The organism is Streptosporangium subroseum (assembly GCF_900188345.1).
Taxonomy (GTDB): Bacteria; Actinomycetota; Actinomycetes; order Streptosporangiales; family Streptosporangiaceae; genus Streptosporangium; species Streptosporangium subroseum.
On the sequence record NZ_FZOD01000028.1, the window covers coordinates 84141 to 106040 of the forward strand.

General features: G+C 67.6%; 21 protein-coding genes and 1 pseudogene. 16 read left to right on the forward strand and 6 right to left on the reverse strand.

Features of this window, described 5'->3' with window-relative positions:
- The first annotated feature begins 114 nt into the window (after positions 1 to 114).
- Positions 115 to 573: a hypothetical protein gene (locus tag CHC08_RS25795; RefSeq protein WP_143653346.1), complete on the forward strand. Its 459-nt coding sequence runs from the start codon at positions 115 to 117 to the stop codon at positions 571 to 573.
- A 317-nt stretch (positions 574 to 890) separates the two neighbouring features.
- On the opposite strand, the gene CHC08_RS25800 is transcribed toward CHC08_RS25795, so the two are convergent.
- Positions 891 to 1628, reverse strand: a complete 738-nt coding sequence (locus tag CHC08_RS25800; RefSeq protein ID WP_089209951.1) for an SDR family oxidoreductase — start codon at positions 1626 to 1628, stop codon at positions 891 to 893.
- A gap of 93 nt (positions 1629 to 1721) precedes the next feature.
- Between CHC08_RS25800 and CHC08_RS25805 the strand changes: the two genes are divergently transcribed.
- Both CHC08_RS25805 and CHC08_RS51690 read left to right on the forward strand, forming a co-directional pair.
- Positions 1722 to 2585, forward strand: a complete 864-nt coding sequence (locus tag CHC08_RS25805) for a LysR family transcriptional regulator (RefSeq protein ID WP_089209972.1) — start codon at positions 1722 to 1724, stop codon at positions 2583 to 2585.
- A gap of 432 nt (positions 2586 to 3017) precedes the next feature.
- A pseudogene (locus tag CHC08_RS51690) lies at positions 3018 to 3339 on the forward strand (hypothetical protein); the annotation flags it as partial.
- Here the strand turns inward: CHC08_RS51690 and CHC08_RS25815 are convergent.
- Positions 3317 to 4168, reverse strand: a complete 852-nt coding sequence (locus CHC08_RS25815; RefSeq protein ID WP_089209952.1) for a LysR family transcriptional regulator — start codon at positions 4166 to 4168, stop codon at positions 3317 to 3319. The pseudogene CHC08_RS51690 and the gene CHC08_RS25815 overlap by 23 nt on opposite strands.
- A gap of 153 nt (positions 4169 to 4321) precedes the next feature.
- Here CHC08_RS25815 and CHC08_RS25820 point away from each other — a divergent pair, with 153 nt between their 5' ends.
- From CHC08_RS25820 to CHC08_RS25835, 4 genes are all read left to right on the forward strand, one after another.
- Positions 4322 to 4546 (forward strand): hypothetical protein, encoded by a 225-nt coding sequence (locus CHC08_RS25820; RefSeq protein ID WP_218825479.1) that lies wholly within the window; start codon positions 4322 to 4324, stop codon positions 4544 to 4546.
- 75 nt (positions 4547 to 4621) lie between these two features.
- Positions 4622 to 5890, forward strand: a complete 1269-nt coding sequence (locus CHC08_RS25825) for an alpha/beta fold hydrolase (protein ID WP_089209953.1) — start codon at positions 4622 to 4624, stop codon at positions 5888 to 5890.
- Positions 5891 to 6305: 415 nt separating this feature from the next.
- Positions 6306 to 6557 carry a hypothetical protein gene (locus CHC08_RS25830; protein ID WP_089209954.1) on the forward strand — a complete coding sequence of 84 codons (252 nt, stop codon included), beginning with the start codon at positions 6306 to 6308 and terminating at the stop codon, positions 6555 to 6557.
- Between the two features lie 165 nt (positions 6558 to 6722).
- Positions 6723 to 9773, forward strand: coding sequence for a Tn3 family transposase (locus CHC08_RS25835; RefSeq protein WP_089209955.1), 3051 nt, complete (start codon positions 6723 to 6725; stop codon positions 9771 to 9773).
- 253 nt (positions 9774 to 10026) lie between these two features.
- On the opposite strand, the gene CHC08_RS25840 is transcribed toward CHC08_RS25835, so the two are convergent.
- Positions 10027 to 10641 (reverse strand): TetR/AcrR family transcriptional regulator, encoded by a 615-nt coding sequence (locus CHC08_RS25840; protein ID WP_245878568.1) that lies wholly within the window; start codon positions 10639 to 10641, stop codon positions 10027 to 10029.
- A gap of 26 nt (positions 10642 to 10667) precedes the next feature.
- Here CHC08_RS25840 and CHC08_RS25845 point away from each other — a divergent pair, with 26 nt between their 5' ends.
- The 5 genes from CHC08_RS25845 to CHC08_RS25860 all read left to right on the forward strand — a co-directional run bounded on the left by CHC08_RS25845 (position 10668) and on the right by CHC08_RS25860 (position 14137).
- Complete coding sequence (locus CHC08_RS25845) at positions 10668 to 11981, forward strand: M14 family zinc carboxypeptidase (protein WP_089209957.1); 1314 nt, start codon at positions 10668 to 10670, stop codon at positions 11979 to 11981.
- Positions 11978 to 12739 carry an alpha/beta fold hydrolase gene (locus CHC08_RS25850; protein ID WP_089209958.1) on the forward strand — a complete coding sequence of 254 codons (762 nt, stop codon included), beginning with the start codon at positions 11978 to 11980 and terminating at the stop codon, positions 12737 to 12739. Before CHC08_RS25845 ends, CHC08_RS25850 begins: the two co-directional genes overlap by 4 nt.
- A gap of 100 nt (positions 12740 to 12839) precedes the next feature.
- On the forward strand, positions 12840 to 13457 hold the full coding sequence (locus CHC08_RS25855; RefSeq protein WP_089209959.1) for a maleylpyruvate isomerase family mycothiol-dependent enzyme: 618 nt from the start codon (positions 12840 to 12842) through the stop codon (positions 13455 to 13457).
- A 304-nt stretch (positions 13458 to 13761) separates the two neighbouring features.
- Positions 13762 to 13902, forward strand: a complete 141-nt coding sequence (locus CHC08_RS49730) for a hypothetical protein (protein WP_179282206.1) — start codon at positions 13762 to 13764, stop codon at positions 13900 to 13902.
- Positions 13895 to 14137: a recombinase family protein gene (locus tag CHC08_RS25860; RefSeq protein WP_089209973.1), complete on the forward strand. Its 243-nt coding sequence runs from the start codon at positions 13895 to 13897 to the stop codon at positions 14135 to 14137. Before CHC08_RS49730 ends, CHC08_RS25860 begins: the two co-directional genes overlap by 8 nt.
- Positions 14138 to 14774: 637 nt before the next feature.
- Here CHC08_RS25860 and CHC08_RS25870 read toward each other — a convergent pair.
- Positions 14775 to 15221, reverse strand: coding sequence for a hypothetical protein (locus CHC08_RS25870; protein WP_089209960.1), 447 nt, complete (start codon positions 15219 to 15221; stop codon positions 14775 to 14777).
- Positions 15222 to 15894: 673 nt separating this feature from the next.
- On the opposite strand from CHC08_RS25870, the gene CHC08_RS25875 reads away from it, so the two are divergent.
- The 4 genes from CHC08_RS25875 (at position 15895) to CHC08_RS48540 (ending at position 20129) form a co-directional block, all read left to right on the forward strand.
- Positions 15895 to 16950 carry a trypsin-like serine peptidase gene (locus CHC08_RS25875; RefSeq protein WP_245878569.1) on the forward strand — a complete coding sequence of 352 codons (1056 nt, stop codon included), beginning with the start codon at positions 15895 to 15897 and terminating at the stop codon, positions 16948 to 16950.
- A gap of 331 nt (positions 16951 to 17281) precedes the next feature.
- The gene (locus CHC08_RS25880; protein WP_275937209.1) at positions 17282 to 17947 is read left to right on the forward strand and encodes a response regulator transcription factor; all 666 of its coding nucleotides are present in this window, start codon (positions 17282 to 17284) and stop codon (positions 17945 to 17947) included.
- A 2-nt stretch (positions 17948 to 17949) separates the two neighbouring features.
- On the forward strand, positions 17950 to 19374 hold the full coding sequence (locus CHC08_RS25885; RefSeq protein ID WP_218825480.1) for a sensor histidine kinase: 1425 nt from the start codon (positions 17950 to 17952) through the stop codon (positions 19372 to 19374).
- Between the two features lie 236 nt (positions 19375 to 19610).
- Positions 19611 to 20129, forward strand: a complete 519-nt coding sequence (locus tag CHC08_RS48540; protein WP_143653347.1) for a hypothetical protein — start codon at positions 19611 to 19613, stop codon at positions 20127 to 20129.
- A 584-nt stretch (positions 20130 to 20713) separates the two neighbouring features.
- Here the strand turns inward: CHC08_RS48540 and CHC08_RS25890 are convergent.
- Together CHC08_RS25890 and CHC08_RS25895 are read right to left on the reverse strand one after the other, a co-directional pair.
- On the reverse strand, positions 20714 to 21064 hold the full coding sequence (locus CHC08_RS25890; protein WP_089209975.1) for a GtrA family protein: 351 nt from the start codon (positions 21062 to 21064) through the stop codon (positions 20714 to 20716).
- Entirely contained in the window at positions 21040 to 21777 is a 738-nt protein-coding gene (locus CHC08_RS25895; RefSeq protein WP_089209253.1) for a response regulator transcription factor, read from the reverse strand. The genes CHC08_RS25890 and CHC08_RS25895 overlap by 25 nt, the downstream gene beginning before the upstream one ends.
- Positions 21778 to 21900: the final 123 nt, after the last annotated feature.

The window sequence follows — 21900 nt, forward strand, 5'->3', positions numbered from 1 at the left end:
TAATGGGAGCCGCCCATTCCCAGGCCTGGCGCACGGCTGCGCGCCCACCAGGCCGGCCTGGCCGTCACCGTTCCCGCCACCTCGGCCTCGGCCGCCGCGGCGTCCGTTGCCACGATGTCGGCCGCCGCCCCGGATACCTGCGTTCAGGGCTATGTCTGGCGCGGGGCCCGCCCCACCGACCACGTCTGCGTCACCCCCGCGGTACGGGACCAAACCGCGCGAGACAACCAGGTGAAGGCCTCCCGCTGGGTCTCCGGCGCGTTCGGCGCGCACACCTGCGCCCAGGGATACGTCTGGCGCGAGGCGTTCTCCGGCGACGACGTCTGCGTCACCTCCACCGTCCGCCAGCAGGTGCGTGCCGACAACGCCGCCGCGGCCGGCCGGGTGGCCAGAGGCGCCTCGAACGGCGCGGCCAGCGCGTCTACGGCCTCCAAGTCGTTCTCCTGGGGCAAGATGAACAGCGGCGACTGCTGGGTGGAAGGTGCGAAGTGGACCCTGTACTCGGACGGCGTCGAAGCACTGTTGAGCCCGCGGCAGCACGAGAGACCCCGCCGACGACGGGACCACGGATGATTCGTGGTCCCGTCTTTCTGCTGTCGGCGCTTCGAGGGCGACTCATGAGCCATGTCGGGGGTCTGGTTGGGGCGGACTGGGGCGACGCTGACCGCAGCCGCCATGGCGACGAACCACAGCGAGAGCAGCAGCCAGACCACGAGGCCAGCGCCGAGCGCTTTGACCGCGCGTCAGATGAGCCGGGCACGGCGCCCGGCGACGAGCTCGGCGCGATAGCGCGCCAGGGCGGAGGCGCCGGCGACATCGAGCGCCCCGGGGAGAGCGGATGGAGCTGGACAAGCCGTAGGGCTTACAACATGATCACGACAGGTTCGGGGTCACCAGGGGATGACGCCGTCGTCCTCGAAGAACGAACCGGTCGGGCCGCCGTCGGGCAGCGTGGCGAGCCGGATCGCTGTGGCTGCGCCCTGCTCAGGAGTGCGGGGCCCGTGGAAGCCGGTGAAGTCGGTCGCGACCAGGCCCGGGCAGGCGGCGTTGATCAGGATGTTCGTACCGGCGAACTGCCGGGCGTACTGCACGGTGACGGCGTTGAGGAACGACTTCGACGGCGCGTAGGCCGCCATAATGGGGCCGATCTCGATGTCCGGGTCCGCCTGCCGGTTCAGGGAGGCGACGCCACTGGAGACGTTGACGATGCGTGGCGACGTCGAGCGCTGCAGCAGCAACAGCATCGCGTTGGTCACCCGGATGACACCGATGACGTTGGTCTCCACGACCGTGCGGACCACGTCGAGGTCGAGAGTGGTCGGGTCCTGCACCCACCCCGGACCCATCTCTCCTGAGATGCCGGCGTTGTTGACCAGGACGTCCAGGTGCCCGGCCTGCCGTTCGATCAGTTCCGCGGCATCGGTGACGCTCTGGTCGCCGGTCACGTCCAGCAGCACCCCGAATGCGTCCACCCCGGCGGCGCGCAGCTTCTCAACGGCGGTCTCGAGCCGGGCCTCGTCGCGGGCTCCCACGCCCACGCGGTACCCGAGGGCGCCCAGCCCGGTCGCAATTTCGTACCCGATTCCCTTGTTCGCGCCGGTCACCAGCGCGATCTTCGTTTCGCTCATGCCGTTGATGTTCGCTCACGGACGAGCGGTGCATCCAACACCGATACGGTGCACTGTCATACCCGGTAGGTATCACTGAGATATGTTGTGGCCGTGGACACCTTGGAGACCCGCGAGTTGAGGTACTTCATAGCCGTCGCCGAGGAACTGCACTTCGGCCGCGCCGCCGAGCGCCTCGGCATGGCCCAACCACCGCTGTCCCGGGCGATCCAGCAGCTTGAGCGGCGCCTCGGTGTCTCCCTGCTGGAACGTAACCGCCGCGGTGTCTCCCTGACCGGCGCCGGGGAGGTGCTGCTGCACGAGGGCCGCGCAGCCCTCGACGCGACCACCGCTGCCGCTCGCCGCACCCGTCGCGCCGGTGGCGCTGATGGTCCGGGTGGCCCCCGCAATCGCCTGGTGCTGGCGGTGAAGGCCGCCGGGTCTCACGAACTGCTGCACAAGCTCCTCGACGCCTACGCGGCCGAGCCCGACGCCGCCGAGATCGAGGTGCTGCCGTGCGGCATTGGTGAGCAGGAAGGGCTGCTGCGCGATGGCCGCGCTGATGTGGCGCTCATGCAGGCGCCGTACAACTCCCTCGCCGGGTTCGACAGCGAGGAACTGCTGACCGAGGGGCAGATCGCTATCCTGCCCGCCAGGCACCCCCTCGCCGCGCGCAAGACTTTGTCCCTGGCCGACGTCAGCGACGTCCCCGATCTTCCGCTCGCCCGCTGGCCCCGCCACGGCACGTACCCACCCGGCCCGGGCCCCGAGATCCACGACCAGACGCAGCTGGCCCAGCTGATCGCCCTCGGACGCACCGTGGCCGTCATCCCCGACTCCGCCCGAGCCTGGCTATGGGCCGAGCACACCGCCGTCCCCTTGACCGACGCGCCCCCCATCGTTACCCACATCGCCTGGCCCACGCACAGCCACTCCCTCGCCCTCGCCGGGCTGATCCGCACGGCCGCACAGCTATGACCCATTCTTGCCCTGCATGCTGGAATGCGCCTCTGGTCCTTCTCAGTCGCTAAGACGGCTCACGATCTCCGGAAACCCCCGTCGGCGAACACCTGCGTAGCCAAGAACGACCTCCAGTGAGCCCACAGATTCCCAGCCCAGAAGCCTACTCAGCCATATCCACCCGATTTTCGGCGAGTACTACGGAGACCCCCTGAAGTCCCATGTAGCGAGCGCGTCCAGTTCGATGTGCGGGATAACTGGCTATCACGTACATGACGCCGCGTCAGGCCGTGTGACCTGCACGTCAGCTACTGATCCCCGTGTACGGATCGAGCACATTATTCGGTACATCCCCCAGGATGCGGGCGAACGATCTGCCGATCGGGCTTCTCACCTGCCACGAAGCGGATACTCGGCGGCCTCGGATACGTTCGGGAGCAGTGGGCCTACCTCGATTACCCCACCGCCCTGACCAATGGCTACCCCATCGCCACCGGAATGATCGAGGGCGCCTGCCGCTACCTAGTCAAAGACAGGATGAACTTCACCGGCGCCCGCTGGGGCCTGGAGGGTACGCCTACGCGCCCTGCACGCCAACGGCGACTTCGACCCCTGCTGGGACTTCCACCTTCACCAAGAACGAGAGCCCAACCACGCCTCACGCCATCTCGACGGCTTGATACCCATCCAACGCGCCGTCAAAGAGGCGCACCCACAAGATTCTGCATGTTCGAAGCACACTCGATCGGTCATGTGCGGTAAAGCTCGGTAAGAAGCTCGAGCACGGTGCGGGTGGCCGGGTGGGGGTCGTCGCGCCACCAGACCAGTCGTACGGCGACCGGTTCGGCGTCGCGCACCGGCAGGTAGACGATGCCGGGCCTTGGATATTGGTCAACGACGGACTGCGCGGTAACCCCCACGCAGCGACCGGTGGCGATGACCGTGAGCCAGTCGTCGATCTCGCGGCTCTCCTGTGTCGCGGGGCGCGCGTCCGCGGGCCACAAATCCGCATTGGTCGACCCGGTGCGCTGATCAACGAGCAGGACGCGGCTGCTGAGATCGGCCAGATGCACCGAGCGGCGCCGCGCCAGGGGGTCGGAGGCGGCCATCGCGCACCAGCGTGCTTCCAGACCCACGATGGCGCCCTCGAAGCGGCGGTCCTCCAGCGGCCTACGCATGACCGCAAGGTCCGCGGTGCCCTCGGCCAGGCCGGCGCTCGGGGAGTTGATGCGAAGCAGGTGCAGTTGCGTTTCCGGGTGCGATTCCCGCCACCGGTGTTGAAAGGCGAGTGTGAGTCGGCCGAGTGCCGACCAGGCGTGGCCGATACGCAGTTCGACGTGGCCCGATGTCGCTTCCTGTACCAGGTTGTCGACCTCGGCCAGCACGCGCCGGGCGTGCGCCACGACGCGTAGTCCGATCGCAGTCGGCGAGGTTTCGCGGGACGTACGTCGCAGCAGCCGTACGCCGAGGCGCTTCTCGAGCGCCGAAAGTGTGCGGGAGACCGCAGCCTGTGAGACACCCAGAGCGATCGCGGCGTCGGTGAACGTGCCCTCGTCCACGATCGCGACGAGGCAGCGCAAGTGACGCAGCTCGACATCCATAACCGAATCGTATAGTGGGCGGTCTCCATGCATTTTGCGCATGGTCCGGCGTGGCACAGGATCGATGCATGCAAGCAGCCCCCCACTCGCCCAGCAGACCGGGCAGTCCTGCCCACGAAACGGGGCGCCGTGCCCATAGCCGGGGTCTGCACGATGCTCGCCAGCGGCCTTTCGACCCAGCTCGGCGCCGCGATCGGGTCGCTTGCCTTCACGCTGCGCCGCGTTCCCGCAGAGGCGTTCGGATTGTTCATGAGCGTCAACCCGGTGCTCGCCGCAGCCGTTGGTGCGCTCGTTCTGGGACAGAAGCTCGACGTGGCCGCCTGGTTGAGCATCGCGGCTAACGCCATCAGCATCCTCGCACAGCCGAGGCACGCTTGACGCCGCGACGGTGTTTAACGTACGCCGAAGCAGTGCCCGTATCAAGATCACTCCATTGCCGCAAAGGAGCCTTCCATGCCCGGTGTCACATTGACCGATCATCTCTTCTCCGTCCCCCTCGACCATGATCGGCCGGATGGCGAGCACATCGAGATCTACGCTCGCGAGGTGGTGGCCACCGGACGCGAGCGCGAGCGGCTTCCCTGGCTGCTGTTTTTGCAAGGCGGCCCCGGCATGCTGCCGCCGCGTCCGGTCGGCCGGGACTCCTGGCTGGACCGCGCACTCGACGACTACCGCGTCCTACTGCTTGACCAGCGCGGCACGGGCCGCTCCAGTCCGATCACCCGTCAAACGCTTTCGGCTCGTGGCGAGCCCGCCGCGCAGGCCGACTACCTCACCCATTTCCGCGCCGACGCCATTGTCCGCGACGCCGAACTGATCAGGCGCGAACTGACCGACGAACCGTGGTCGGTGCTCGGCCAGAGCTTCGGCGGCATGTGCACCGTCACATACCTCTCGTTCGCGCCCGAGGGCCTGCGCGAGGCAATAATCACCGGCGGTCTTCCCGGTTTGCGCGTCACCGCCGACGAGGCCTACCGTGCCGCCTATCCGCGCGTGCACCGCAAGAACACCGCGTACTATCGCCGGTACCCGCAGGACGCCGCCTCGGTCCGCCGCATCGCCGCGCACCTGATCGAGCGTCCGGCACCGATGCCGGACGGATCCTTGCTCACCGTCGAGGCCTTCCAGTCGCTCGGGCTGATGCTCGGCATGAGCGACGGCGCGGACGTGCTGCACTACCTTCTCGAAGACACCTGGGCCGGAGCGGAGCTGTCCGACAGGTTCCTCGCCCGCGCCGCGGCTTTCCTCAGCTACGCCCAACTGCCGCTGAACCCGCTCATGCATGAACTCTCCTACGCCCAGCGCGGCACCGGCGCGACGAACTGGGCGGCTCAGCGGGTGCGCGGCGAGTTTCCCCAGTTTGACGCGCGCATGGCGTTGGCCGGGGGCGACCCGATATTGTTCACCGGCGAGATGACCTACCGGTTCCACTTCGACCAACCCTGGCTCGCGCCCCTGCGCGAGCCGGCCGAGGCGTTGTTCGCCCGCGGGGACTGGCCCGACCTCTACGATCCTCAGCGCTTGGCCGCGAACGACGTCCCCGTGGCCGCCGCCGTCTACCTCGACGACATGTACGTCGATGCCACTCACTCGCTGCAGACCGCTGAGACCATCAGGGGCCTACGGCTGTGGGCGACCAACGAGTACGAGCACGACGGGCTTCGCGCCAGTAGCGGACGCGTCCTCGACCACCTGCTGCGAATGCTGCACGGCCAGATCTGAAGCGGAGCGCCAACCGGCTGAGAACCGCCACGTACCTACCCGAATCGGCCCACGGGTAGAAATGGAACGAGAAGTCCCATTTAGCTGGCGAGGCGCTGGTGAACGGGATGGAGGCGAGCGCAGCGCGGTGCACGGCGGACACGGACGCGCCCGGTGCGGCGACCTTCCGTAACGGACTGTCCGTTCGGAAGCTCCCCGAGTGCAGGCATATGTGTTGTTTTTCGGCGGATGTTACGGCGACCCCATCTTCGATCCGAAAGCTACTCGCGGGTTACTTGTCACCTGGATCGCCGCTCGTCAACGGCACCCCCTGTACGCCCGCCCGTCACCTCTCTATTTCGGGATCAGGAAGCGGCGAGAGGTTCGACCTGGTTGAACACCGTCTCGGACAAGGTGATGAGCTGGGGGTCTGCTGGTGCCCGGCACGTTGCGGGACTCGCTGTTCATCCTGGACGCCATCCACCGCCTGGACGCGGTCGAGCACCCCGAGGTGATCACCACCGATCAGGGCAGTTACTCCGACCTGGTGTCGTTGGCGGACGCGGATTCGCGCCAGGTGGAATCCAATGCCGCCGCGCTCGGCATCCTGCTCCGCTCGTATCCGGACTTCGACGATCCCGTGCTGTCCGAGTGGTTCGCCCAACGGTCGTCGCAGGACCGTTACTAGCTGATCGCGCGCCCGGCGATGGACGGAAAGTTCGAGTTCGTGGTGGACCGGCTCACCGGGGCATGACGAGCATCCGAACGAAAAGTCCCGTTAGCGGGTGGCTCCAGCTAACTATTTGATCTTCCGCTCGTCCTGCTTGCTGAGACTGTCCTACCTTCGGCGTCTATGCCGGTTGAGTTCTTGAGTGATGGTGAGGCGGCCGCCTATGACCGCTTCTCGGGTGCTCCGTCGCAGGCGGAGCTGGAGCGGTTCTTCTACCTGGACGACGCGGATCGGGCGCTGATCGCCGAACGGCGTGGGACACACGCCCGCCTCGGCTTCGCCCTCCAATTAACGACAGCCCGCTACGTCGGGCGCTTTCTGACCGACCCGCTGGACGTGCCCGACGAGGTGCTGGTGTACCTCGGCGAGCAACTCGGGATCGAGGATGTCTCGCAGACCAACCAATACACCGAGCGGCGCAGCACGCCGTTCGAGCACCAGGAGGCGATCCGCAAGGCATACGCGCTGAAGGAGTTCTCCCAGGCAGAGGCGGATTTCATCGTGTGGGCGAGCGCGAGGGCGTGGAACACCGGCGACGGCAAGAAGACGATCTTCTATGACGGGGTGATGTGGCTGCGCACCAACAAGGTACTGCTCCCGGGTGTGACCACGCTGGCACGGCTGGTCGCCCGGGTGCGGGATGAGGCCACCGACCGTCTCTATGGCGCGCTGCGCGGGGTGCTGTCGCCGCGGCAGCGGGTGATCCTGGAGATGCTGCTGGAGGTGCCCGAGGGCCGGCGCTCCTCGAACCTGGAGCGCTGGCGCAAGGGCCCGGCGGCGCCCTCGCGCAGGAATCTGGAGAAGGCGCTGGAGCTCGCTGCGGAAACCCTCGGTGTGGGGCTGGGGGTCATGCCGCTGCCGCCGGAGGTGCCGCACCGGCGGATGGTCGACCTGGCGCGGTACGGCATGCAGGCCACGGCGACGACTTTGCGCCGCCATGGCCCCTCTCGCCAGCTCGCCACGTTGCTGGCCACGGTGATCTATCTGGAGGGCAAGGCGGTCGACGACTGTCTGGAGATGCTGGATTTGCTGGTCACCACCGAACTGGTCGGCAAGGCCGAGACCGCGACCGACAAGGAGCGGGTACGCCAGCATCCGAAGTTGGCCAAGCACTCGGCCACGCTGGCCGCAGCGGTGGAAACCCTGCTGGAGGTCACCGAGTACGGCGAGGAACTCAGGCTGGATCAGGTGTGGGAGGCGATCGACGCGATCGTGCCCCGGCGGGAGTTGCGGGAGGCGGTCGCAGCGGTGACCGAGATGGTGCCGTCGCCCGACGTCGATGCCGACGGTGAGATGCGGGCGCTGCTGGCCTCGCGGATCGCCACCGTGTCGGGGTTCCTCAAGACGTTGACCACGGTGATCGAGTTCGGTGCCAACGCTGAGGGCGCGCGGGCGCTCGCGGCGATGAAGCAGTTGCCCCGGCTGCTGGACGGCCGCAAGAAGAAGGTGACCGAGGCCGACATCGACCCCGAGCTGGTGACTGGGTCCTGGAAGCGGCTGGTGTTCAAGAGCTTGCCGAATGGCAGCACCGTGGACAAGAACGCCTACACCATGTGCGTGCTCACCCAGTTTCATCGGCACCTCAAGCGCCGCGACGTCTATGCCGAGGCCTCGGCGCGCTGGCGGGATCCACGCGGGCAGCTGCTGGACGGTGCGAAGTGGGAGGCGGCCAAGGGTCCGGCGCTGGTCGACCTCCAGCTTCCCGAGGATCCCGGGCGGTTACTTGCCGAGCACGCGCTGGTGCTGCATCTGGCGCTCAACGATGTCGCGGGCCGGGCCGGGCAGGATGGTGTGGATGTGAGCGTGGATGGGGAGGGACGGCTGCACGTGGCCAAGCTGGCCGCCCTTCCGGAGCCGCCGTCCCTGATCGACCTGCGCAAGCGAGTTCTCGCGATGTTGCCGCGGGTGGATCTGCCCGAGTTACTGCTGGAGGTGATGGGCCGGGTTCCGGAGTTCGAGGCCGCGTTCACCTCGGTAGCCGGCGGGGTGAGCAAGCTCGCCGACTTCCACGTCTCGGTCGCGGCCTGCCTGACGGCGCAGTCCCTGAATATTGGGTACGCGCCGGTGGTGAAGGCGGGCACGCCGGCGTTGGAGCGCGGCCGGTTGTCGCATGTGGTGCAGAACTGCTTGTCGGCGGAGACCTACACTCTGGGCAACGGTCCGCTCATTGATGAGCAGGGCAAGATCGGTTTCGCCCAGGCGCTCGGCGGTGGGCTGGTCGCGGCGATCGACGGGATGCGGTTCGTGGTGCCGGTGCCCTCGATCTACACCCGCCCGAACAAGAAGTTCTTCGGCCGTTCGCGCGGTGTCACGTGGCTCAACATGATCAACGACCGTGGAGTGGGGCTCGGGGCGAAGGTCGTCACCGGGACCGTGCGCGACTCGCTCCACATGATCGATGTGGCGTTCCGGCGGGACGGCGGACCACGCCCTGAGGTTCTGGTGACCGACACCGGATCTTACAGCGACGTCGTGTTCGGCCTGGTCCACCTGCTGGGTATGCAGTACCGGCCCGCGCTGGCCGATATCCCCGACCAGAAGGGCTGGCGCATCCAGGACGCCGACTACGGCAGCCTGTCCCGCTTCGCGCGCGGGAAGATCGACCTGGAAAAGATCAAGCGGCATTGGAGCGACATCCTGCGCATCGTGGTGTCGATCTACACCGGTGAGATCCGCGCCTACGACGTGATGCGCATGATCCAGCGGGACGGCAACCCAACTCCGCTCGGGGAGGCGATCGCCCACTACGGGCGGATCTTCAAGACCCTCCATATCCTCACCTACGCCGTGGAGGAGCCCTATCGGCGCGACATCAAGGGCGTGCGCAACCTGCAAGAATCCCGCCATGCACTGGCGGGGAAGATCTTCCACGGCAGAAAAGGCGAGATCTACCAGCGCTACTACAAGGGCATGGAAGACCAGCTCGGCGCGCTCGGCCTGGTGCTCAACTGCGTCACGCTGTGGAACACCTTCTACATGGACCGGGCTCTCGATCAGCTCAAGGCCGAGGGCTATCCGCTGGCAGGGGAAGACGTCGCGCGGTTGTCACCCTTCGTCCGCCAGCACATCAACGTGATCGGCACCTACTCCTTCGCCCAGCCCGACCTTGGTCCTGCCGGAGTCCGGCAGCTTCGCAACCCCGACGAGCCGGATTGGGAAGAGGACATTCTCTAGGTGTCCGGAGTTTTGATCCATCTCCCGCCGCCCGTCCCGATGTGTCAGGGTGATCGGTCTTGATCACCGGACGTGGGGATGGGGTTGAGCGATGGCAGAGGGTCAGACTCCGATGCAGCCAGGTTGCTGTCCTCCACGGTGAGTTTGTTATGAGGCGGCTGCGGTGTTTCGGGGGACGAGGACAGAGTGCAAGCCGTCGGCGTGATTGGCGATTCGGCTACGTCGGACCGCTTCCTGTGCCCGGGCGGGGATGTCAGGGCGGTCCAAGGACGTCCGGGGTGATCAGGGCGCGGGCGGTGGCGGCGAAATAGTCACCGGGGGCGGCGTCGGCGAGGCCGAGGATGACACCCTGACTAAGGCCGACCAGGAGCGCTCGCAGCGCCGTGGCCAGGCGTTGCGCCTGGCGCGGTGTGAGGGCGTTCCCGTGGTTGAGCCTGCCGGACAGCAGCGCGGTCAGGCGTTCCTCATGTGCCTGGACGGAGGTGGCAAGCCTGGGCGCCAGTTGGGGATCGCGCAGGGCCAGGTCCTGAATGCTGATCTCGAACGACAGGTGGCGCAGCGCGTCGGGGTCGTCGCACAGGCGGCGGTAGTGGCGGGCGAAGACCTCCACCGCCTCGACCAGGCTCATGTCGTCGGGGACGGCCTGCTCGATGCCGTCGTAGTGCGGGCCGAGGTAGTCGGTGACCAGAGCGACGAGCAGTCCGTTCTTGCTTCCGAACAGCGAGTAGACGGCGCCGGTGGTCAGGCCGGCCTGCTCGGCGATCTCCTCCAGCTTGGCCCGGTGGCCGTCGCGGGCGACGATCAGGCGCGCGGCGGCCAGCAGGGCCTGCCGGTTGTGCTCCTTGGCCTCGGCTCTTGTCATTCTCATAATCTTATTATTACAGTAATATCATTATGAATGCTGCTGAGCACATGAGCCGTGACCCCGGCTGTGCCGTGTTCCCGACCGTCGATGCCCTCCAGGCCGAGCTGCAGGAGCTGGCAGCCGCCCGCCCCGACCAAGTGCGGCTGTGCCGCATCGGCGACTCGCGGCTGGGTGAGCCGCTGCACGCTGTCACCGTCGGCGACGGGCCGGCGGACGCGGTGGTGATCGCTGGGCCGCATCCCAACGAGCCTGTCGGGGCCCTGACCGCCCTCACGCTGATCAAACTGCTCTGCGAGGACTCGAAACTCCAGGCAGAGCTGGGCCTTCGCTGGCACGTCGTGGCGTGCGCGGACCCGGACGGGGCCCGGCTGAACGAGGGCTGGTACGCCAGGCCGGGCGACCGACGCGCCTACGCCGAGCACTTCTACCGTCCCGACCTGGCCGACCAGGTCGAGTGGACCTTCCCGCTGACCACGGACGCCTACCGCTTCGACCAGCCGCTGCCGGAAACGCAGGCGCTGATGCGCCTCATGGACGGGGTACGCCCGTCGCTGGTCTGCTCGCTGCACAACGGTGAGTACCAGGGCGCGTTCTTCTACCTCAACCGCCACGATGCGACGCTGGCGCGGCGGCTGGCCGCCCTGCCCGGCCTGGAAGGTCTCCCGCTGCACCATGGCGAGCCGGAGCTGCCCGGCGCCGAACCGATCGTCCCCGCCGTCTACCTGACCCCGCCCGGGGCGCAGGTGGGCAAGGCCTTCGGCTCGGGCGGCAGCAGCGCCGACTACTCGGCCGCCTTCGGCGCGCTGCATCTGGTCACCGAGGTGCCGACCTGGGCCGACGAACGCGTGGCCGACCAGAGCCCGACGGGCCGCACCTACGGGCAGGTCCTCGCCGAGGGGGCGGCCCGGCGCGACCTGATCGACACGATCCTGGCGGGCATGCGGGCTGTCGCCGGCGACTTGAGCGTGCGCTCGCCGTTCCGCCGCTCGACCGAGAACACGCTGGAGACCTTCCGCAAGCTCGGCGAACTCGAAGAGACCATGCCTGATCTGGCCCGCCCGGCCACGGTCGCCGAGGAGTTCGGCAACCGCCAGATGCTGCACCTGATGCGGCTGCGCCCGCTCGGGACCTTCCTCCGCATGCTGGACGCGGAGATCGCCGCGGGCAACCTGACGTCGGCCGTCCGCGAGCAACGACGTCTGCTCGCCGAGCAGTTCGAGACGTGGTACGGCCAGGCCGAAGCGGACCCGCCCGGCCTGCCGATCGAGTTGCGCAAGCTGGTCGCTGTCCAGCTGGGTGCCGCTCTGGCCGCCGCCTTCCACCTGGCAGAAGGGGCGGCATGATGATGAGCGGACTGCCGTGCCTGTCGATCGGCGCCGGACCGCCGCTGATCGTCCTGCTCTTCACGCCAGAGGCCGCCATCCCGACCGGCCTGGGACGCCGCTACCTGATGCGAACGGTAGGGCCCTTCACCGAGCACTTCACCGTTCACGTCCTCACCCGCCGGCCCGGGCTGTCGCCGACCACGACCATGGCCGAGCTGGCCGCCCACTACGCCGGGGCGATCGAGGCAACCTTCTCCGAGTCGGTGAACGTGCTCGGCATGTCCACCGGCGGTTCGATAGCCCTCCAGCTCGCCGCCGACCACCCCCACCTGGTCGCCCGCCTGGTCCTGGGCGGAACGGCATGCACGCTCGGGCCGATCGGCAAACGCGCCCAGCGTGCCTACGTCGACCGGGCACGCCGCGGACAACGCCCGAGCCCCGCCCTGGCCGAACTGGTGACCGAGTCGGCGATCGGCCGAGCCCTCGTCAAGGCTCTGGGCTGGGTAGCCGACGGCCGCAAGGACCACACCGACGCCGCCACCATGCTCAACGCCGAAGACGCCTACGACCTGCGCGGGCGACTGCACGACATCAAAGCTCCCACGTTGCTGATCCAAGGCGAGGAAGACCTCGTCTACCCGCTGGAACTGGCCCGCCAGACCGCTCGCGGCATCCCCGGCGCGCGCCTGATCAGCTACCCCGGCACAAGTCACGCCGCGACATTCACCGACAAGCGGTTCGTGTCAGACGCGCTGACCTTTCTCCTCAATGGCTGATCAACCACCGACCTGATCCTGGCCACCCCTGATCGCGGCGAGCCGACCCAGGCCCGGAGCGGCCAACGGGGGCACTGAACTCCCAAGAAAGAGCACAACCATGGACATCACCACCGCAATCGCGATCGAACACCGGGAACTGGCGGCGATGCTGGACAACCTGACACCGGCGCAGTGGGACGCACCGACCTTGTGCGCCGGATGGCGCGTACGAGAGGTCGCGGCTCACATGTCGATGGGATTCCGCTATCCCTTGCCCAGGATGGTGCTCGAACTCATCAAGGCGCGGGGTGACATCAACCGGATGGCAGACCGGCGGGCCCTCCAGGACGCGGCCACCCTGTCCACGGCCGAACTGGTCAGCGCGATCCGCGACAACGCAGGTCACCCCTGGAAGCCACCGGTCGGCGGCATCACGGCCGCCCTGGGCCACGATGTGATCCACGGCCTGGACATCACCGTTGCCCTCGGCATCGACCGACGCGTCCCGGAAGACCGCGTGCGCGTCCTCCTGGAGCACGTCACTCCCCGGACCCTTAAATTCTTCGGAGCCGATCTCGACGGCGTCGAACTGCGCGCCGACGACCTCGAGTGGTCCTTCGGCACCGGCACACCCCTAACCGGCACCGCCCAGGACCTCCTGCTGGTCGCCTACGGCCGCAAGCTACCGCCGGGACACCTCCACGGCTCAGCCTGGGATCGATACATCGCCGCGTGAACCGAATGTCCCGACTCAGCGGATTGGATGTCGGCATCGCCTCGGCTGAACCGGGTGACAGTCAGCCGCCCGCATCGCCTGCACTTATGAGGACCACCCACCCGCGATCTCCCGCGACCCCGCCGCATTCGGCACGGTGGTGATCGTCTGGATACCTGTCGAATGAAGAGCGGGGGGGCTGAATCAGTCAATTTCGCCCCCATAAGCGGATCCAATCAAGCCGCCGTCCGCCACCTGCGGAAACGGCCGGTCGATCCAATGGAATCCGATACAGACTTCCGCCTCCCCTTTCCGCCCCCTTAAAGTGGTCGCGCAGACACCCACCGGCTACCACAAGGCCGACCTTCGGGAAGGGGACACGATGGCCCTGGTCAAGCAGACCGATTGGAACGGCACGGAGATCCCCTTCACCAGCAACCACTCCGCGGATGCCGGGCGTGGCTGACCTGGTCTACCTGCGGCACTCCACCGACAAGCAGACCGACGCCCGCCAGCGGCACGCCCTCACCGCATTGCTGGCCGCAGGCGCCCCCGTCTACGAAGATCCCGCCACCTCCAGCCGGCAACTCTCCCTCGACCGCGCAGGCTTCACCACACTGCTGCACGAGGCCGCCGTCGGCGACACCATTCGGCCAGGGTCAGGGCGGGGATGCCGGCTCCGGTGCCGTCGAAGAAGCTGATGGCGCGGACCAGGCCGCCGGAGGCGCCGGGGGCAGGAGCTGGCCGAGGGTGGCCCAGCCGGTGGGCAGCCAGTAGGGGCCGGTCATGCCGGACAGCGGGTTGCCGATGAGCATCATCACGGCGGCTCCGGCGCCCAGGCCGGCGAAACCGAGCAGGGACTCCAGCGCGAGGAAGGGAATCGCCAGGGCGGGTCATGCCCAAGGACAGCCCAAGGGTGGGCGGGACTGCTGTCCGAAAGAGCCCGTTAGCAAGCGTAGCGGTGTGGGATCTGAGGGGACCTAGACCGCCAGTTTGGAAGATCTCGGTACGCGACCCTGTGAGCTGCTACAAGCCAGGTCAGAGGCGGTCTTATCCTGCCCGTGAGCCCCCGTGATTCCCCCTTGTTTCCCGGCCTTACTGGCACGCGAGTGGCACGGACTGAGAACCCCGTGCGGACGCACACACCCCTCCCGCCGGATCTTCCCGTCGCCGTCGTCCCTCCCTCATCGGGGCGGCCGAGGGTGACGACATGAAACTCCTCGGCCCAGTCGATTCCAATCTCCGCGGTGAAACGCATAGGCCGGCCCCTCCGGGGAGGGGCCGGCCTATGCGACGATTCACCTGACGGCGGGCAGGTCAGCGGCCCACACGGTCACGCTACTTGTGATTCCTGTGCTTCTTGGTGCTGATGACGGTGAACTCGGCCGTGGCGGTCTTGTTGCCGACGGTGACGGTCACCGTCTTGTCGCCGAGCTCGGCATCCGACGCGACGGTGAGGGTCTTCGAGGCCTTCTGGCCCGTGACGGTCACCGAGTAGCTCCTGCCCTGCGGGCTCGTCACGGTGGCGGTGGCGCCGTCTGCCGCGCCACGGGCGAGGATCGACACCGTGTAGGAGCCACCCTGCTTGACCTCACCGGGGCTGACCGAGGCCCTGAGCGAGGTCACGCTGGAGTTGTACTTGGCGGGCTTGGCGGGCTTGGCCGGCGCCGCGTGCTTGGTGGGGGCCGGCTTGTAACCGCTGTCGGCGAGCGCGCTACCCGCGAACGGGACGCCGATCAGGGTCATGCCGAGGACGGTGGCCGCAAGAGGCTTAGCGAAACGCATGGCGTAATTCCAATCATGAACGGCCCGACCGGATTTTGATACCCGGCTCACGGAGGCCGCTTACACATGAAGCACTCTGCAGCCGGAAGCTGAGAACAATCTGTGATTGCCCTAAGCATTTTTTGTCAGGGCGGCCCCCGCGCCGCAGGGCACCAAGATCCGCGCCACCGTTACGCCGACACGCCGGTGCCGGTGCGACGGCCTACGCCCGTCCCACGAAAATCCTCTCTGACCTGCGGTGACCATGGAGGGCGACGATGGTCCGCCGGGAGCGGAAAGGAATGGCGGCCGGACCCCGGAAACGTCTCTCATAGAATCCACAGACCGCTTACTATTTTCATAGAAAAATCCTTAGACGTATCCGCCGGGCCATTCTGACCCCATTATGATCTGTGATCTGAAACACATAAACTCTCAAAAGAAACACACATGTCGCCCCTAAGATGCATTCAGGTTATTTTCAGCAACGGCGCTGACCTCGCGAAACTCGGCCCCTTTCGACCGCTCTCGCCGGCACTTTTGGGGCCGCCGGAGGTAACGGCGGTGTCACGCCAGACTGGGAGTCATCAAATCCGGACAAAGCGGACTTAGGTTTCTTCGTCAACGTCGATACCTTCTCCCCCACAGACGCACCGAACGCCTCAAGCGTTCTCGCGACGATCAGGGAGCATCCTTGAACACCCCACTGAAGCGCACCCTCCTTCCCCTCGGCGGCGGCCTCGCCGTCGCTGCGCTCCTCGGCGCGTCCATGCCCGGCACCGCCCAGGCAACGGACATCGTGAAGCACTCCGAGAGCGTCGGCACCCCCGACGCTCAGGGCATCGCCACTTTCTGGCTGAGGAACAACGCCGCCGCGCTGGAGGCCGCCACCTACCTTGAGGAGGACACGACCGAGGTCTCCAAGCTGACCTCCACCGGCACCGCGGAGGCCGACACCAAGCCCGGCTCGGTCGCGCCGACCACCACCACTGCCACCACGACGTCGAAGAACGTCAATCTGCCCAGGACCATCGGCAAGGTCTTCTTCGTCAACGCCGCGGGCGAGAACAAGTGGTGCTCCGCCACCTCGGTCCAGTCCAAGTACCAGAACGTGGTCGCGACCGCCGGACACTGCACGTACGACACCGCCAACGACGAGCAGCTGCTCGACAAGTGGGTCTTTGTCCCCGGCTACTACCAGGGCAAGGCCCCGTGGGGCATCTACGTGGGCAAGCAGGCCTTCGTCCACTATGACTTCGGTGTCTATGAGGACTACGACCGCGACTACGCCTTCGTCAAGCAGTTCAGCGACATCACGGTGACGGACGCCGGCCGCCTGGGTGACAATGTCGCCGGGCAGGGTTTCGCCTGGAACCAGAAGCTGCAGCAGGCGAACTTCGTCTTCGGCTATCCCCAGGCAGCGCAGCCCGACGGCAACAAGCCCTTCACCGGAGCCACGCCGAAGTGGTGCTATGGCAAGACCACGGCCAAGACCGTCGGTGACGCCGCCAAGAAGATCGAGGAGCACGTCGGCATCAAGTGCTCGATGACCGCCGGAGCCGACGGCGGCCCGTGGTTGCTCAAGTACAGCAACACCAAGCGGCTTGGTTACCTGAACGGTGTCACCAGCACCTTCAACGACCAGGACGAGAACAACCGCGTCGACTACCTCAGCACCCCCTACTTCGACGGCGACACCTACAACGTCTACGCCTCCGCCGCCAACCTCTGGTCCGGGACCCTCCTCTAGAACCGGCCCAGGGCACACGACAGGGAGGAGGGACGCCCAGGACAGTACTTCTTGGCGGAGGAAGCGATAAAGGGATAGAGGGGGCCTGGCACACCGCCGGGCCCTCTCGCATGCCCGCTTCCGCCGGAACCCCGCCACCCTCGGATACCCGCTTACGCCGGGCCGCAGGGCGGCCCCGGACCGCTTCTGTGCAGGTCATAGGTGATTCACATGCGAAAATAAGCAAACCCACATCCATGCGAGGCATCGTGGCGGGATGCACGCAATCACCCCGAGCTTTCGGTCCGAACCCGTGCGCCGGCCGGACGGCGGCTCAATCAACATCCTTGTCGTGGACGACGAACCGCCGCTGACGGAGCTCCTCTCGATGGTGATGAAACTGGAGTTCTGGGACGTGCGCTGCGCGCACGACGGCGGCGACGCCATCCAGACAGCCCGCACCTTCCGTCCCGACGCCATCGTCCTCGACTTCATGCTCCCCGACATGGACGGACTGGAGTTGCTGCCCAGGCTCCGTGCCGTGCTGCCCTCCGTGCCGGTTCTCTTCCTGACCGCCAAGGACTCGGTCCAGGATCGGATCATCGGGCTGAGGGCGGGGGCGGACGACTACGTGACCAAACCGTTCAGCCTGGAGGAGGTCATCATCCGGCTCCGCGGCCTGTTGCGCCGGTCGGGTGCGGTGCAGGCCCGCCCGGATTCGCGGCTCACGGTCGGCGGCCTCACCCTGGACCAGGAGACCCGGGAGGCGTGGCGGGACGGGGAGGAGATCCGTCTCACCCCGACCGAGTTCGAGCTCCTGCGCTTCCTGATGCACAATCCCGGGCGGGTTCTGAGCAAGGCGCAGATCCTGGACCGGGTGTGGACCTACGACTTCGGCGGGCAGAGCAACGTCGTCGAACTCTACGTCTCGTACCTGCGACGCAAGATCGACACCAAGCGGAAGCCGATGATCCACACCGTGCGCGGCGTGGGATACCTGCTCAGACCAGCCCGATGACCATGTCGCTCAAAACCAGGCTCGTGCTCTCCTCGATCGCGCTCCTGGCCATGGTCTCCGCGGTCATCGCCACGGCGACCACCCTGCTCCTCAACGTCTTCCTGGTCGATCAGCTGGACAGCCGGGTGACGTCCGCAGCCCAGCGCTCCACCACGGCGGCGGGGCGGCCCGGCACCGGCCCGACCGCCGACATCGGCGTGGCCTTCCTGCTCTTCCCCGGCCAGGCGGAGGGCACGTTCGGGGCCCGGGTCCACCATGGCGCCGTGCGGCGCGCGGCGATCCTGACCGGGACGGGCACGGTCCTGGACGTGGACGCCCCCCCGCTGGTCGTCCACGTCACCGACGTTCCGATCACGCTGACCCTGGGCGGCCTCGGCGACTACCGGCTGGCGGCGGCCCGCGCCCCGGACGGCGACCTGCTCGTCACCGGGCTGCCCGCCGAGGGGGTGCAGGCGACGCTGACACGCCTCGTCGCGGTGGAGGCGGCCGTGACCCTGGGCGGTGTGGCGCTGATCGCACTGGCCTGCACCGTCGCCGTCAGACTCGCCGTCCGCCCGCTCCACCGCCTGGCATCCACCGCCGCCCGCATCTCCGAACTGCCGCTGGCCAATGGGGACGCGGTCCGGCTGGCCCGGGTGCCGGCGATCGGCACCGACACGCGTACGGAGGTCGGGCAGGTGGGCGCGGCGCTGAACCGCATGCTCGGCCATGTCGAGGAGGCCTTCGCGGTGCGGCACGAGAGCGAGACCCGGCTGCGCCAGTTCGTCGCCGACGCCAGCCACGAACTGCGCACACCGCTCGCCTCGATCGCCGGCTACGCGGAACTGACGGCACGGAGCGGCGAGATCCACGGGCCGCAGACAACGCACGCGCTGCGACGCATCCGGTCCGAGGCTACCAGGATGACGACGCTCGTCGAAGACCTGCTGCTGCTCGCCCGGCTGGATGCGGGACGGCCACTGGAGCAGTTGGAGGTGGACCTGTCCCCGCTGGTGGTCGACGCCGTCGGCGACGCCTACACGGTAGCCCCCGGCCACCGCTGGCTGATCAGCCTGCCCGACGAACCGGCCCTGGTCATCGGTGACGCCGACCGCCTCCACCAGGTCCTGACCAATCTGCTCGCCAACGCCCGCACCCACACCCCGCCCGGCACCACCGTCACCACCTCGATCCACGTCGAGCCGGACAGGCTGACGGTGCGGGTGCGGGACGATGGGCCGGGAATTCCCCAGGACGTGCTTCCCCGGGTGTTCAGCCGGTTCGCCCGCGGCGACGACTCGCGCTCCCGCCGGGCCGGAGGCGCGGGCCTGGGCCTGGCGATCGTCTCCGCGGTGGCGGCGGCGCACGACGGGCGGGTGGAGGTGACCAGCGTGCCGGGCGACACCATCTTCGCCCTGGTGCTTCCGGTGGCGGCGCTCCGCTGCTGAGCAGATGATCCCGCCACTTCCCAGCATTCTGAGCACGGAATCCCACAGGATTCGCATACCTGGCAAGACGGAGGGACGCCCGCCCCGTGAACCGCGGGTTCGGGAGGAGCCTTCCCATGTCAGTCTTCCTGCCGCGGACGTTGCCAGGTGGCTCTCAGGTTCGTGCTATCTCACGCATAGGTTCATGAGCTGGTATTGAGCCGTAAATCTGCAGGTCTCACCCCGGGAGTCTCATCGTGGAATTGATCTCTTCGCGGTTCGTCGGTGTCGCGGCTGCCGTCGCCACCGCCGTTCTGCTCGCCACCGGTTGCGGCGGAGAGGCGCCTGCGAGTGCCGCCCCGGCGCAGTCGGCCGGCCCCGGAGGCCAAGACGCCGCATACGCCGAGTGCCTGCAGAAGAACGGGGTGTCCGCACCCTCCACCAGGCCGGGCGGAGACCCCTCCGCCCGGCCCAGGCCGACTGATGGGTCGTCAGGCGGTCCCGGTGCGGGCCGGGGCGGGGCGGGGGTGTCTCCCGACAGGCAGAAGGCGATGCAGGCCTGCGCGTCCCTGCGCCCCACCAACGGTTCCGGCTCCACGGGTGGTGGCTCCAACAATTCGGCCATGCAGGCATTCCGCACCTGTATGAAGGACAACGGCGCGGAACTGCCCCAGGGAGCGGGCGCCCAGGGGCTCGACGAGAGCGACCCGAAGATCGCTAAAGCCGTTGAGGCCTGCGGCTCGCTCAGGCCGACATCCGGTGGATCCGCCGGGTAGAGCAGACGGAAATACGGGTCGGCAGCCGTGGCAACGCCATCTTCAGGATTCCCGGTACCACATTCATGGCTGCAGGAAGACGCGGCCGCGGAGACAGGGCGAAGGTGCCCACGCTCAGTTTGTGACGCCCGAGACAGACACCCCTCCCACCCGCACTCTACGTGCGGGTGGATAATCCTCTGAAGGCTCCGCCCGGTCTGGGACATGGCAGCCGGTGATCGGCCTGCCCCCTGGTTCGTCGGCCGTCACGAATGGGCCGAGACCTTCGGCCGGAACTTTCCACTGGCACAGTCGTGGACGTCGTAGCAAACAGCGCAAAGCCGGTCCCGCTCCACATCCCGGCATATCAACGTCCTGGGGCGCTACCAGTTCAACTTCCACAGTGGTGCTTTCTACCCACCGCAGTGCCGTTTTCCGCAGCAGCCTCGGTGGCGCGCCGGTCGACGCCACGGGTCAGATGATCGGTCGTTCTCGGCCGTCGGCCGTGGCGGCTGCCTGCAAGGGTCGCATCAGCTGGAGCGCTCCGAGGCATCGGTCGTCTCCTGCACGCTCCAACTCCATACAAGACGGGACGTATCAGGCCTTCATCTCGGCCGCTGTTGAGGGCCGAAGACCCATGTGCGTAGCAGCAGGAACCGCAGGCAGGTGGCGGCCAGGTTGGCCGCGACCAGCACGCCGAGTTCCAGCGGCCGGGCCGGAGCATCGTCGACGGTGTGCAGCAGGGCCAGCGAGCCGCCGGTCAGGCCGAGACTCGCGGCGAAGACGGCGAGGCCCTGGGCCTGGTGCAGCCACAGGCGGCCGGTGCTGCGGATGCCGAAGGTGAGCCGGCGGTTGAGGGCGGTGTTGGCCACGGCGGTGACGAGGAGGGCGATGAGGTTGGCCGCCTGGGCGCCGGCGGCTGATGCGGGGCTTATTCGCCGGGTCTGAGGACATATCCCGCCCCGCGCAACGTGTGGATCATCGGTGCCCGGCCGGCGTCGATCTTCTTTCGCAGGTAGGAGATGTACAGCTCCACCACGTTCGCCTGGCCGCCGAAGTCGTAGTTCCATACCCGGTCCAGGATCTGTGCCTTGCTGAGCACCCGCCGCGGGTTGCGCATCAAAAAGCGCAGCAGCTCGAACTCGGTGGCCGTCAAAGTGATCAGCTCGCCGTCTCGCCGGACCTCGTGGCTGTCCTCGTCCAGGGTCAGGCCGCCGATGACGAGCTGGGAGCCGGGGCTCAGCTCCGAGCGGGCGGTGCGGCGCATCAGCCCGCGCAGCCGGGCCACGACCTCTTCGAGGCTGAACGGCTTGGTGACGTAGTCATCGCCGCCCGCCGTCAGGCCGGTGATCCGGTCTTCCAGGGAGTCTTTGGCGGTCAGGAACAGCACCGGCACATCCGAGGTCTCCGCGCGTAGCCGCCGCAGCACCTCCAGGCCGTCGATGTCGGGCAGCATCACGTCGAGCACGACGGCGTCGGGCCGGAAGTCGCGTGCGGTCCGGACGGCGCTCAGGCCGTCGCCGGCGCTGCGCACCTCCCAGCCCTCGTAGCGCAGCGCCATCGTCAGCAGCTCCGCCAGCGTGGGCTCGTCGTCGACCACCAGCACCCGTACGGGGCTGCCGTCCGGCCGGCGCATCGGCCCGCGGGTCTGCGCGTTCGCCATCGTCATCACCCGATCATCAGCGGCGAAGCTGTCGGCATCCTTTTCACATCCTGTGTATCACCTGTGCGAATGCGGGCGCACGATCGCATCGGGTGCCCGTGGCCTGCCGGCGCCACCGGCATGGCGCCG

Coding starts and splice junctions, on each gene's coding strand:
- CHC08_RS25795 (WP_143653346.1), top strand. CDS start 115: ATGTCGGCCGCCGCCCCGGATACCTGCGTTCAGGGCTATGTCTGGCGC.
- CHC08_RS25800 (WP_089209951.1), bottom strand. CDS start 1,628: ATGAGCGAAACGAAGATCGCGCTGGTGACCGGCGCGAACAAGGGAATC.
- CHC08_RS25815 (WP_089209952.1), bottom strand. CDS start 4,168: ATGGATGTCGAGCTGCGTCACTTGCGCTGCCTCGTCGCGATCGTGGAC.
- CHC08_RS25820 (WP_218825479.1), top strand. CDS start 4,322: ATGCTCGCCAGCGGCCTTTCGACCCAGCTCGGCGCCGCGATCGGGTCG.
- CHC08_RS25825 (WP_089209953.1), top strand. CDS start 4,622: ATGCCCGGTGTCACATTGACCGATCATCTCTTCTCCGTCCCCCTCGAC.
- CHC08_RS25835 (WP_089209955.1), top strand. CDS start 6,723: ATGCCGGTTGAGTTCTTGAGTGATGGTGAGGCGGCCGCCTATGACCGC.
- CHC08_RS25840 (WP_245878568.1), bottom strand. CDS start 10,641: ATGAGAATGACAAGAGCCGAGGCCAAGGAGCACAACCGGCAGGCCCTG.
- CHC08_RS25845 (WP_089209957.1), top strand. CDS start 10,668: ATGAATGCTGCTGAGCACATGAGCCGTGACCCCGGCTGTGCCGTGTTC.
- CHC08_RS25850 (WP_089209958.1), top strand. CDS start 11,978: ATGATGATGAGCGGACTGCCGTGCCTGTCGATCGGCGCCGGACCGCCG.
- CHC08_RS25855 (WP_089209959.1), top strand. CDS start 12,840: ATGGACATCACCACCGCAATCGCGATCGAACACCGGGAACTGGCGGCG.
- CHC08_RS25870 (WP_089209960.1), bottom strand. CDS start 15,221: ATGCGTTTCGCTAAGCCTCTTGCGGCCACCGTCCTCGGCATGACCCTG.
- CHC08_RS25885 (WP_218825480.1), top strand. CDS start 17,950: ATGTCGCTCAAAACCAGGCTCGTGCTCTCCTCGATCGCGCTCCTGGCC.
- CHC08_RS25895 (WP_089209253.1), bottom strand. CDS start 21,777: ATGACGATGGCGAACGCGCAGACCCGCGGGCCGATGCGCCGGCCGGAC.